The following is a 12,666-nucleotide window of genomic DNA, read 5'->3' as shown; positions in this document are numbered from 1 at the left end:
TGACTCCTTGTTCAGGCACTCCCGGCAACTGCTCCTGCGTTGCTCTAGCTCCTGCATCCATGCAGTCGTGCTTCGTTACAACTCCGGTCACATAGCTACGGCTATGCTCCCTCCGTTGTGCCTCGCATAGCACCTGCCCAAGTAGCCAGAAATATATGATTCCATATGGCCAGCTACTTAATAGGGGAGACGTGGTAAGAGGTATACCTGCCACTTTGGTCTATTCGTTTAGAGTGTTATTTTTTCAAAAAGTTCATCGAGCTGAGTTTATTCGATCTTCTTCAGGATGCATCATCTCAAGCAGTGTCGTAATAAATGCCTTCCTTTTGATCTGGTAGCCATTAACCTGCGGAGCTGTTAATAGCCAGCCGTTAACCCTTTGCTCAAAAGCATGACAGCAAACATGGCCAGTCAATTTCATTTGCAGATGCTCAGCCAGTGCATGCAGGCGTTGTTGTTCAAGCTCGGTGGTCGAACCGTCATTTTTCCCGGATCTGCCTTCAGCAGAGTGTAGAGCGATAAACTGTCTGGCTTTATTCAGGGTAAGCAGGCAGCGTAACAGCAAGCCATAAATACGTTCATCGGTATTTTGGGGGCTATTAAAAAGAAGGGTGCGGGGGACGTCAAATACCGGCCCGTTTTGTAATTGCTTTGTCAGCGGATCAAGGTTCTCAGCGAGGTACTCCAGCGTATCATTGAGCAATCGGGTTTCTTCAGCAAACGACAAACAGCATACCGGCCTGGCAACGCCGGGAACCTCAACGGCCAATCCTGTTGCATTTTGGGCTGCCCTGGCGTCAACACTGACCTGAAACCCCAATGCCCTGGTCGCCAGATCACCATCTTCAAGGTCAATATTGTAGGCACTTGGCAGTTGAATCGCCGGACATCCCGGGACTGGTGAGATGATGATGCTTTTGGGGATGTCTGAATCCCTGTCGGTGTTAAGCGTCTGCAGCTTGGCAAGGAGTGTTCTGGTTGATTTTTCTGTCGTGCAGATAATGTCAATATCATTAAATACTGAGCAGAGGTTCTGTAAAAAACGGGCGTAAGAACCGGTAATCAGAATGGCTGGATCGTTATAAGAACCATTGATTTCCTGAATAATTTCCAGCACTTTCAGCGTTAGCGGAGTTAACTGTCGGGTCGACTTGTCCGGAACATCCGATCCGCCTGTTGTTAACGGTGGCTCAAGAGTTTGAGCCGCACTGGCAGTCACTGCCCGGGTGGTGCAGGTATTTTCTGTTTCATCCCGGTATTCCCTGACCTGATAAGGGCGTTGGCATTCCTTCCCGGGACTGGCAACGGATACCTCTACCGTGTTTGTTCGTTTAAACAATAAATTGTCCATTATATTGGCTTCGGGACTGTATTGTTCAAACCAGCGGGCTAAAGCACGCTGCCAGTTGCTTCTTTTATGAAAACTGTGGAGGCACTCCAGAACCTGATGCCTGTGGATTTGTCGTCCATCAACAGGCTGGCTCCTGACATAGCAGTACGCCAGAAAGAAAAAATGCAGGCGTGCGTTCTGAAATGAGCGCTTCAGTGTTTTAATGGATTGCGATACCTGTTGTGCTGACACTCTCTGATGATCAATGGTCAATTCATTCTGCATCGCCATGAATTTCAATATGCATTGCAGTCGTTGCTGCTCATCTTTGACCGGTGCGCTGTTTAAGATTTGCCAGGCCTTTTGCATGATATCCTGGGCTTCACTGGTTTCATCGCACTTATGAGATTGTTTCAGCTTTTTAATCAGATATCTGGTTTGCCCTGAAGAGTGGTTCCCGGGTACTGCATCAAACGCTGCTAATACGTGCTGGTTATCCAGATAGTTGCCATGCAATTTTCTGGCATTCAATGCCAGCAGAGAGTAGAAAATCGCTCTTTCGAGCAACCAATTGCCACTTTCATAATCCTGGATCACCGCTTCCGGTGTCACCTGTCGGCCATTCAATGGCAGGCCTCTCAGGCAACATTCGGCCTTGAAGCGCGCTGTGGCCAGTTGGCCATCCGGACTATCCGGGAACTCCATAACCACCTCATCCGCTGTAACCTGCCTGCCATTCAACGTCAGGCCCATCAGGCAACATTGTTGCTTAAATCGTGCCAGCGCCAGTGGTGCCCTGGCGGCCTGAAAATCCTTAACCACCGTATCCGGCGTGACCCGCTGGCCATTCAACGGCAGGCTTTTCAGGCAACATTCTGCTTTGAAGCGTGCCAGCTCCAGCGTTGCCCTGGCTGCCTGATAAGCCTTTACCACTGCACCCGGTGTGACCTGGTGGCCATTTAATGCCAGGCCTCTCAGGCAACATTCCGCTTTGAAGCGTGCCAGCGGGAGTGTTGCATTGATTTCCAGGTAACCCTTAGCCACTGTATCCGGTGTCACCTGCTGGCCATTTAACGGCAGGCCGCTCAGGCAACATTGTTCCTTAAAGCGCATTATTCCCAGTTTGCCTTCCGGGTCATCCGGGAAATTCTCAATCACCGTATCCGGTGTGATCTGCCGACCATTCAGCAGCAGGCCCTTCAGGCAACATTCCTCTTTGAACCGTGCCAGTTCCAGTGTTGCTTTGGCTGCCTGATAACTCTTCACCACCGCATCCGGTGTGAGTAGCTGGCCATTCACTGCCAGGCCCTTCAGACAACATTCCGCCTTGAAGCGTGCCAGCCCCAGTCTGCCTTCCGGACTATCCGGGAAAGCCTCAATTACCGCAGCCGCTGTGACCTGCTGATCATTCAGGGTCAGGCTTTTCAGGCAACATTGTTCCTTAAAGTGCGCCACCCCCAGTTTGCCTTCCGGACCATCCGGGAAATCCCTGACCACGGTATCCGTCCTGACAGGTTGGCCATTCAAGGTCAGGTTCCTCAGGCAGCATTCCGCCTTGAAGCGCGCTATCGCCAGCTGGCACTTGTTATTTCGACCTGGTTCCCGATTGAATTCCTGAATGACCTGATCCGGCGTTACTTTTCTATTGTTATGCAGAATGTTTTGTAAGCAGAGTCTTTGCAGGAAGAAGCCACCTCTGAGCGAGGTCGTATCATTGCCATAGGCTCTAAGCACATCAGCTGAGGTGATTTGACGTCCTTGTAGTGGTGTTTTTTTCCAAAAGGCACTCTCAATACGCCTGGTCTCATCCATGGTGGAGACTGTGCTTCTATGGCAGCGATGGCTGGAGATTCTTTTACCGTTAAATGTACTTGTGGAGCAGTCAGGCATCCTGCCTGAACCGGTTTGTCGGTCAGCCCGGGCAGCAGACTTTGGGTAGAAGTCGGTTGACGTGGGTGCTTTCAGAATAAAACCCTGCGCACTTGGCATGTAAATACCGCCGTTTGACCTCAGGGTGATTGTTAGGTTCCATTTAAGGTGTGCCAGGCCATGGTCATCACCTAATTTGCCTCAACAAATCTATAATTATTGATGAGGATTAGTATCGATAACAGTTTTGGTTAGCTACTTATGCAGGATGCATCATCGCAAGCAGTGTTTTGGTAAAGTCCTTCTTCTTGAGCTGATGATCATTAACAGGCTGAGTTGTCGATAGCCAGTGATTAACTCTGTGTTCAAAGCCATGACGGCAAACATGGCTATGTAATTTCGCTTGTAGATTTTCAGCGAGTGTATGCAGGCGCTGTTGCTCTTTTGCCAGCGGGGTAGTCTGGCCGTCAGGTTGTCCGGGTTTTTCTTCAGAGTGCAGGGCGATAAACTGCCTGGCTTTATTCAGGGTAAGCAGGCAGCGCATAAGCAAACCATAAATACGTTCATCGTTGTTTTGGGGCGTGTTGAAAAGCAGGGTTCGAGCTAAGCCAAATATCGCTCCTTTTTGCAATTGCTCTGTCAGCCTGTCAAGGTTCCTGGCAAGGTATTCCAGCGTATCGTTCAGTAATCGGGTTTCTTCCGTAAACGACAAACACCATACCGGCCTCTCAACGCCGGGAACGTGAATAGCCAATTGTGCGGTATTTCCATGGGCTACTCTGGCGTCAACACTGACGTTAAGCTCCATTGCCTTCCTCCCCAGATCACCGTCTTTAAGTTGAATATTGTAGGCGTGTGGCAGTTGAATGGCCTGACATCCCTCGATTGGCCAGATGGTGACGCTTTTGGCGATTTCAGAATCCCAGTCGGTGTTCAGTGCCTGCAGCCTGTCAAAGAGTGTTCTGGAGGACGCCTCTTCCGTGCAGACAATGTCAATATCATTAAATGATGAGCAGAAATTCTGTAAAAAACGTCCGTAAGAACCGTTAATCAGCAGAGGGGGAGTGGTATAAGAACCATTGATTTCCTGAATAATCTCCAGTGTTTTCAGTGTCAGTGCATTTAACCGTGGAACCGGCTTGTCCGGGATGCCTGTTTTTGACCATTGCTTCAGGGTTTCAGCCATATAGACGGCAAATGTCTTGTGGATGGAAGCGGTTTCTGTTGTATCCCGATATTCCCTGAGCTGGCAGGGGAGTGGGCCTTCCTTGCCCGGATTGGCAACGAATACCTCTGCCGATGTTGTGCTTCGCTCAGAACGCTCGATAACGGGAATTACGTCGGGCAGGTGTTCTCTACGCTTATGTCCGGGGTTCTCGCTGCTAACGGCAACAGAGGCCTCCTGTTGACTGGCAAAGGTTGCATATCGGTGAGGACTGTCACTCCCCTGGGCATCGAGTAACTCATCCATTACACAAGCTTCGGAGCTGCATTCTTCAAACCAGCAGGTCAAAGCATGGCGCAGCCTGCTTCCTTCAGGAAAACTTTTAAGATACCTGATTACCTGATCCTTATGAATGTGCTGTCTGCCAATAGACTGTCTGGTGATACAGCAGTGCGCCAGAAAGAAGAAATGCAGGCGTGAATTCTTAAATGAGCGCCTCAGTGTTTTGATGGCATGGAATACCTGTTTTGCAGACACTTCCTGTTGATCAATTGTCCATTTATTCTCCATAGCCATGAATTTCAATATACATTGCAGTCGAGATTGATCATCGTCTTTGACTGGAACTTTGGTTAAGATTTGCCAGGCCTGTTGAAGTATATCCTGACCTTCGCTGGTTTCATCGTACCGATGGGATTGCTGCAACCTTTGAACCAGATACCTGGTTTGCCTTGAAGTATGATCTCCGGGTATATCATTAAACGCTGCCAATACCTCCTCGTTATCCAGATATTTGCCATTCAGTTCTCTGGCATTCAATGCCAATAGCGAATAAAAAATAGCTCTTTCGAGCAACCTGCCACCGCGTTCATAATCCTTAATCACGTCATCCGGTGTGACCTGCTGGCCATTCAACAGCAGCCCCTTCAGGCAACATTCCGATTTGAAGCGAGCCAGCTCCAGTGTTGCCCTGATTGCCTTATAACCCCTGGCCGCGGAATCCGGTGTGACCTGTTGGCCATTCAACGGCAGCCCTCTCAGGCAACAGTCCGCTGTGAAGCGCGCCATCCCCAGTTTGCCATCCGGACTGTCCGGGAAACTCTTCACCACCTCATCCGGTGTGACCTGCTCACCATTGAGCCACAGACCCTTCAGGCAACACGCCGCTTTGAAGCGTGCCAGTTCAAGTCTTGCCCTGGCGGCCTGATAATCCCCGACTACTTCCTCCGTTGTGACCTGCTGGTTATTCAAACACAGCCCCCTCAGGCAACATTCGGCTTTAAAGCGCGCCAGCGCAAGTTTTGCCTTGGCAGCCTGATACATTTCGGCCACTGAATCCGGAGTGACCGGCTGGCCATTCAACGCCAGGCCTCTCAGACAACATTGTTCCTTAAAGCGCGCCAGCTCCAGTGTTGCCTTGACTGCCAGATAACCCTTAATCACGGCATCCGGTGTGACCGGTTGGCCATTCAATGTCAGGCCCCTCAGGCAACATTCCGCTTTGAAGCGCGCGATACCCAGTCTGCTTTCTCGACCACCCGGGAAACCCTTAACCACCGCATCCGGTGTGACCGGCTGGCCATTCAACGCCAGGCCCCTCAGGCAACATTCCGCTTTAAAGTGCGCGTTGCCCAGTTTGCCGCCCGGACTACCCGGGAAATCCTTAACCACCTCGTCCGGGGTGACCCGGTTGCCAGCGAGTGTCAGGCCTCTCATACAGCATTCCGCTTTGAAGCGCGCCAGCTCCAGCCTGGCCCTGGCGGCCTGATAATCCTTAACCACCGCATCCGGTGTGACCAGCTGGCCATCGAGCGCCAGGCCCCGCAGACAACATTCTGCTTTGAAGCGCGCGCTCCCCAGTTTGCCCAATGGATTATCCGGGTAACCCCTGATCACCTCATCCGGTGTGACTTGCTGGCCATTCAACGACAGGGATTTCAGGCAACATTGCTCCTTAAAGCGTGCCAGCTCCAGTGGTGCTTTGGCTGTCTGATAATCTTTAATTACCTCACTCTGGCTGACCGGCTGGCCATTCAATGGCAGTTCCCTCAGGCAGCATTCTGCTTTGAAGCGTGCTCTCCCCAGTTTGCCTTCCGGGCTATCCGGGTAATCCATAAACACCTCATCCGGTGTGACCAGCAGGTCATGCAGCGGCAGGCCTTTCAGATAGTAGTCCGCTTTGAAACGTGCGATCCCCAGTTTGCCTTCCGGACTATTCGGGAAAGCTTTAACTACCTGCTCCAATGTGACCTGCTGGTCATTCAAAAGCAGGCCCCGCAGGCAACATTCTGCTTTGAAGCGCGCTAATCCCAATATTTCCCTGGCGGCCTGAAAATCCTTAACCACCTCATCCGGTGTGACCTGCCGCCCATTCAGCGGCAGCTCCCTCAGGCAACATTGTTCCTTAAAGCGTGCCAGCTCCAGTGCTGCTCTGGTGTCCTGAAAATCCTTAATCACTGAATCCGGTGTGATCCGGTGGCCATTTATCGGCAGGTTCCTCAGGCAGCATTCCGCTTTGAAGCGTGCTTTTGCCAGTTTGCCTTCCGGGCTATCCGGGAAAGCCTTAAACGCTGCATCCGTTGTCACCTGCTGGCCATTCAACGGCAGGTTCCTCAGGCAGCATTCCGCTTTAAAGTGCGCCATTTCCAGTCTTGCGTTGGCGGCCTGAAAACCCTTCAATACCGTATCCGGTGAGACTTGCTGGCCATTCAACGGCATGCCTTCCAGGCAACATTCTTCTTTAAAGCGCACTATGCCCAGTTTTCCTACCGGACTATCCGGAAAAGCGTTGGCCACCGTATCCGGTAAGACCTGCTGGCCATTCAATGGCAAGCCGCTCAGGCAACATTGTTCCTGAAAGCGTGCTACTCCCAGTTTGCCTTCCGGATTATCCGGGAAAGCCCTGACCACCTCATTCGGTGTGACCTGCTGGCCATGCAGGCCCAGACCACTCAGGCAACATCGTTCCATAAAGCGCGCTATTCCCAGTTTTCCTTCCAGATTATCCGGGAAGTCTTTGACCACCGTATCCGCTGTGACCCGCTGACCATTCAATAGCAGGCCTTTTATGCAGCATTCCGCTTTGAAACGAGCTATCGCTAATTGGCACTTGTTATTCTGACCCGGCTCCCGTTTGAATTCCTGAATGACCTGGTCCGGGGTGACTTTTCTATTGCCGTGTGGAACGTTCTGTAAGCAGAGCTTTTGCAGGAAGAAGCCGCTTCTGAGCGATGTTATATCACTGCTATATGCTTTAAGCACCTCAGCCGAGGTGGTCTTACGTTCTTGTAACGGTTTATTTTCCCAAAAGGCGTCTTCAAGATTTTTGCCATTATGCAGGGGGAGGGGGGTGCCTCTGCAGGGCTGATGGTTTGAGACTTTTTTACCGTTAAATGTGCTTCTGGGGCGGTCAGGCATCCCGCTTGAACCGGTGTTATCCCGGCGGTCAGGCTTTGAGCGGGAGTGGGTGGATGTGGTTGCTTTCAGAATAGCCTCCTGGATTATTAATATGTCGCTGTTTGACCTCAAAATGATTGTCAGGTTCCATTGATGGTGTGTCAGGTGGAGGAGCAAAGATGCTCCATTGCAGGTCGATCAGAGTCTGCCTGCGAAACAGCTCTCCTGCGTCCAAAGTACAACCGCTTTCTTTTAACCGCTAAATGCTTATACTGTATAAATAAACAGTTAATGAGTTTGAGTGGCATGAAGCCGATCCAGATCCTTCCACGACCTTTGCCAGAGACATTGCCCTTTTACCAGAGCCCGGCTGCCTGTGGCTTCACCAGCCCGGCAGCTGACTACCTGCAAGATACGCTCTCCCTGGACCAGCTGTTGATCCGTCATCCGGCAGCGACTTTTTTTGCCCGGGCTCAGGGGCGATCCATGGAAGGTGCCGGTATCTTTGATGGTGACATTCTGATTATTGATCGCTCCCTCACTCCGGGAGACGGTGATGTGATACTGGCCTTGCTGGACGGTGAGCTGATTGTAAAACGCCTGGTCTATTGCCATGGCAAACCGGAATTGCACTCGGAAAACCCTGACTACCCTGCGATTAAACTGGACTCTGAAGAAGGGCTCAATGTATGGGGTGTGGTCACTGAAGTCATTCACCACCTGCGATGAAGGACGTTATTGCCCTCTGTGATGCCAATGCTTTTTACTGTTCCTGCGAGCAGGTCTTTAATCCATCCCTGCTGGGTAAAGCCCTGGGAGTACTCAGCAACAATGATGGCTGTATCGTTGCCAGAACAGCGCAACTCAAAGCCCTGGGCGTTGCCATGGGGACACCGGCGTTCAAGGTCAGGGATCAGGTGGCCCGTGGTGAAATCATACTGAAAAGCTCCAACTATGCGCTGTATGGCGATATGTCTTCCCGCTTTATGTCGGTGCTGGAACAGTTCAGCCCGAAGCTGGAAGTGTATTCGATCGATGAAGCCTTTGTTGAACTCTCCGGTTTCCCGCTGGCAAACCTGCATGCCATAGGGTTGGATATGAAACGGCGGGTATTCCAGTGGACGGGGCTGCCGATTGGTGTGGGCATCTCAACCACCAAAACACTGGCCAAACTCGCTAACTATGCGGCCAAGAAATTTCCGGCAACCGGTGGTGTTGTGGATTTAACCAGCCCGATACGCCAGCAGCGGTTAATGGCAATCACCCCGGTTGGTGAGGTATGGGGAGTAGGCCGACGCATAGGAAAACGGCTGGAGGCGGCAGGTATTCATACTGCTGCACAACTGGCAAACGCCAATCGTCGATGGGTCAGGAAACAGTTTTCTGTGGTGTTGGAGCGGACGGTCTGTGAACTTCAGGGGGAGTACTGCATTCCCTGGGAAGAGGGGAGTTCAGCCAATAAACATCAGATCATGTGCTCCCGGAGCTTCGGCCAGCGGGTCACTACCAGGCAGGCACTTCATGCCGCATTGGCCAGTTTTATCTGTCGTGCCTGCGAGAAACTCAGAAAACAACAGCGGTATTCCCGTGAAGCCATCATTTTTATCAGGACTGATCCCTTTAAGGCCAATCTCCCGCAAACCGGACGGAGTCTGAAGCTGATGGTCCCATCGCCCACCAGTGATAGCTCGGTTTGGCTGCAACAGTTACATCCGGCTTTGGACGTGCTGTTTCAGGAAGGTTACGAGTATAAAAAGGCGGGCTTTGCCCTGATGGATCTTTGTTCCGGTGCAGGTTTTCAGGGAGACTTGCTGACGGCAGCAGCAATTCCGGAAAATACCCGGATGATGACCGTGCTGGATGCCATTAACCAGCGCTTTGGGAGCCAGACACTCCGGCCTGCATCAGTGGGCTTCCGGGCGCAGCCATGGCATATGAACCAGCAGGTGCTGAGTCCTTCTTATACGACGCAATGGCCGGAGATTATGAAGGTTCAGACGTGAGTCTGGCAAAGGTCAGAGAAGCCACTCTTACCCATTGACAGGCTTCTGGTCAGGCATTGAGTTCACTTTGATGGATTAATGCATCAAGCCCGGCCATAAACTGGGACGGGCTCAGGTCCCGGGTGCTGAAAATATCCAGCCTCAATTGGGAGCGGCGATATTTGAACCGAAAATCCAGGATGAAGCGTGGATCGTGAGCATAAAGTTTCTCCCTCACTTTGATCAGTTTCCTGAGTTTACCCTGAAGATCATGCCTGTGTTCATAAAAGTGTTCTTCAACGATTGGCTGGATAAGAAGACCCCATAACTCAGCCCGGTGATCTTTTGGACAGGCACCGATATTCCAGCAGTTAGACGTCAGATCAATAATGTTTTCGATCTCATTATTACTGTCGCTGTATTCACTGAGCAACGGCTCAACCCAATCCGCAATAATGCCGGAGAGCCCCGGGCCTTCAAAGGAGGGTTTCTGGCCAGCACAGAGAAACGCCAGTCGGGAAAATATACGCTTTAAACGGTTAATCATGGTATGCAAAGTACACTCACCGAAATGAATGGTATTCAGTCCGTAATGCCCTGCGATTACTCAGGGAAGCAGCCATGCCCATAAATGTAGTCAGTGTTCACTGTGTCAGCATCACTTTTACTCTCCAGTCAGGTTTGATTGAGTCAGTGCCAGAAGTGCAGGATGAGTGTGATCATAATCGCAATACCAACTAATAAAACAATTGATTTGATAATGTGCTCCTGGTTTTTCTGTGGCTGCTCATTATCAGAAGGTGAGTCTGTGTTTTTCAGTAAAAAGGGAACAAGGTCGGCCATAACCAGAAAGCAGGTCAGGAGCAGGACGGATACAACAACAGTTTTTATCATTGTTTGAACACTCCGGTTATTTTTTGAACGAAAGAACTAAGCAGTGAATTTGATGTATGACATAGATAGATGACTCTATGCTTTTTATCCAGATTGTTTGATCTTTAGAAAAATGGAACAAAATTCATTAACTGTTATCTAATAAGAATTATCAAAAGGAACTATATAATGAATTTCCCAGTCTTAGTTGATTTAGCCAGCAATTATTATCGAAACAGTCAGCCAGCCGTAACTCAGCAAAAACAGCCGACAGATTCTCTAAAAAATGCGCCACAGCTCGATATTTCCATTGAGAATCTGACTTGCGATCTGGTGTTGCCAGCTGACCAGCTACAACCTGCTGATGCCCGGGGGAATTACCCTGCACGGGTTAAAGCATTTTGCCGCGGGGTGATGACTACAGCCTTTTGTGCGAATCCCATCAAAACAGACTGCCTGAAGCCGGTGCATGTCAACCATCATCAAATAGAAGAAAGGAAAGTCTGTCCATTATTGAAAGGCGGCTTGTCTGAGTTAGTAAAATTATGGGGTCTTGTCGTCGAAGCAAAGGAGGTGGCAAATCAGGAAAGACCGACCAATACCCTGCCTTCTCAGAAACTGCAACGACAACGCATTACTCAGGATACAGGGCCAACGCTGACCTGCGAAGAGCAGAGAACACTGGATGAAGGCCTGATATTGGCAATAAAGTACGGCTGGTATGAGGTTTTAGAACGGATACAATCCATCATTGTAATCACTGGGGCAGAGTTGACAGAGGATGCCCGGATAGCTCTGAGTAACGGTCTGGTACAGGCAGTAGATCACCGTCTTTACGATCAGGCAAAGCTGTTACTATCCATCGTTGTAAGCACTGGGACAGAGCTGACGGAGGATGACCGGATAGCACTGGGTAAAGGTCTGATACTGGCAGTAGATCTCCGCCTTTACGATAAGGCAGAGCTGTTAAAATCGGTCTTTGTAAGCACTGGGACAGAGCTGACGGAGGATGTCCGGATAGCACTGGGTAAAGGTCTGATAGTTGCAGTAGATCACCGTCTTTACGATAAGGCAGGGCTGTTAAAGTCCGTCTTTGTAAGCACTGGGACAGAGCTGACGGAGGATGTCCGGATAGCACTGAGTAACCGTCTGATAATGGCAGTAGATAACCGTCTTTACGATAAGGCAGAGCTGTTACTATCCATCATTGTCAGCACCGGGACAAAGCTGACGGAGGATGACCAGGAAAAACTGAGGAGTCATCTGGTATGGGCAGCAGCTTTCCAGAACTACGGGCGGGCAGAACGGTTAGTATCCACCATAAAGGGTACCGGGGTAAAGCTGACGGACGATGACGTAAGCAAACTGAATGAATCTGTGGAGCGGGCCATAGCTGACGATCATTACGATGGCGCAGAGTGTTTAACAGGCGTCATTCTGGCCCTGGGGGCAACGCTAACGGATGGAGTTCTGGATAAACTGAATGAAGCTCTGGAGCGGGCAATAGTGACTGACCGTTACGATGACGCAGAATGTTTATATGGCACGATTTTGAGCGCGCGGGCAAAGCCGACGGACAAAGTCCGGGGGGCACTGGATAGCAAACTGAAATGGGCAAAAGATCACGGTCATAACGATATACAAGAGTTGTTACAACTGATGATTCAAGGCAGAGCAATCAGCGAAATTCAGAAACGCAAAGGTATATGGGAACTGCTCGATACTGTAATGAATCCATTTCAGTAGGCCCGCAGTGACTGCCCGGATGTAAGTAGCTAACCATATGAAATCATATATTTCTGACTCCTTGTTCAGGCACTCCCGGCAACTGCTCCTGCGTTGCTCTAGCTCCTGCATCCATGCAGTCGTGCTTCGTTACAACTCCGGTCACATAGCTACGGCTATGCTCCCTCCGTTGTGCCTCGCATAGCACCTGCCCAAGTAGCCAGAAATATATGATTCCATATGGCCAGCTACTTATTCCGGGCATCTGAATCTGATTTTTAATCTCACAGCCATCCTGTAAATACGGGTAAATGACCTATTCTTAT

At 50.4% G+C, this 12,666-nt stretch carries 6 protein-coding genes; 3 read left to right on the top strand and 3 right to left on the bottom strand.

Going from position 1 to position 12,666, the window contains the following annotated elements:
• Positions 1-253: 253 nt before the first annotated feature.
• Both CX664_RS10780 and CX664_RS10775 read right to left on the bottom strand, forming a co-directional pair.
• Positions 254-3,319 (bottom strand): hypothetical protein, encoded by a 3,066-nt coding sequence (locus tag CX664_RS10780; protein WP_101746737.1) that lies wholly within the window; start codon positions 3,317-3,319, stop codon positions 254-256.
• Between the two features lie 139 nt (positions 3,320-3,458).
• Entirely contained in the window at positions 3,459-7,781 is a 4,323-nt protein-coding gene (locus tag CX664_RS10775) for a hypothetical protein (RefSeq protein ID WP_101746736.1), read from the bottom strand.
• A gap of 285 nt (positions 7,782-8,066) precedes the next feature.
• Here CX664_RS10775 and CX664_RS10770 point away from each other — a divergent pair, with 285 nt between their 5' ends.
• Both CX664_RS10770 and CX664_RS10765 read left to right on the top strand, forming a co-directional pair.
• On the top strand, positions 8,067-8,489 hold the full coding sequence (locus tag CX664_RS10770; protein WP_101746738.1) for a LexA family protein: 423 nt from the start codon (positions 8,067-8,069) through the stop codon (positions 8,487-8,489).
• Positions 8,486-9,763 (top strand): Y-family DNA polymerase, encoded by a 1,278-nt coding sequence (locus CX664_RS10765; protein ID WP_101746735.1) that lies wholly within the window; start codon positions 8,486-8,488, stop codon positions 9,761-9,763. The genes CX664_RS10770 and CX664_RS10765 overlap by 4 nt, the downstream gene beginning before the upstream one ends.
• A 49-nt stretch (positions 9,764-9,812) precedes the next feature.
• On the opposite strand, the gene CX664_RS10760 is transcribed toward CX664_RS10765, so the two are convergent.
• A complete protein-coding gene (locus tag CX664_RS10760) occupies positions 9,813-10,289 on the bottom strand; it encodes a hypothetical protein (protein ID WP_101746734.1) in 477 nt (158 codons plus the stop codon).
• 515 nt (positions 10,290-10,804) lie between these two features.
• Between CX664_RS10760 and CX664_RS10750 the strand changes: the two genes are divergently transcribed.
• Positions 10,805-12,361: a hypothetical protein gene (locus CX664_RS10750; protein ID WP_101746732.1), complete on the top strand. Its 1,557-nt coding sequence runs from the start codon at positions 10,805-10,807 to the stop codon at positions 12,359-12,361.
• The last annotated feature ends 305 nt before the right edge of the window (positions 12,362-12,666 follow it).

It is taken from the genome of Endozoicomonas acroporae, from assembly GCF_002864045.1.
GTDB classification, from domain to species: Bacteria; Pseudomonadota; Gammaproteobacteria; order Pseudomonadales; family Endozoicomonadaceae; genus Endozoicomonas; species Endozoicomonas acroporae.
The sequence above is the reverse complement of the archived record's forward strand: the minus strand, read 5'-3'. Positions and strand labels throughout refer to the sequence as shown.

What these genes read in the sequence shown, in the direction of transcription:
- CX664_RS10770 (WP_101746738.1), top strand. Translation starts at nt 8,067, where the DNA reads ATGAAGCCGATCCAGATCCTTCCACGACCTTTGCCAGAGACATTGCCC.
- CX664_RS10780 (WP_101746737.1), bottom strand. Translation starts at nt 3,319, where the DNA reads ATGCCAAGTGCGCAGGGTTTTATTCTGAAAGCACCCACGTCAACCGAC.
- CX664_RS10775 (WP_101746736.1), bottom strand. Translation starts at nt 7,781, where the DNA reads ATGCCTGACCGCCCCAGAAGCACATTTAACGGTAAAAAAGTCTCAAAC.
- CX664_RS10750 (WP_101746732.1), top strand. Translation starts at nt 10,805, where the DNA reads ATGAATTTCCCAGTCTTAGTTGATTTAGCCAGCAATTATTATCGAAAC.
- CX664_RS10765 (WP_101746735.1), top strand. Translation starts at nt 8,486, where the DNA reads ATGAAGGACGTTATTGCCCTCTGTGATGCCAATGCTTTTTACTGTTCC.
- CX664_RS10760 (WP_101746734.1), bottom strand. Translation starts at nt 10,289, where the DNA reads ATGATTAACCGTTTAAAGCGTATATTTTCCCGACTGGCGTTTCTCTGT.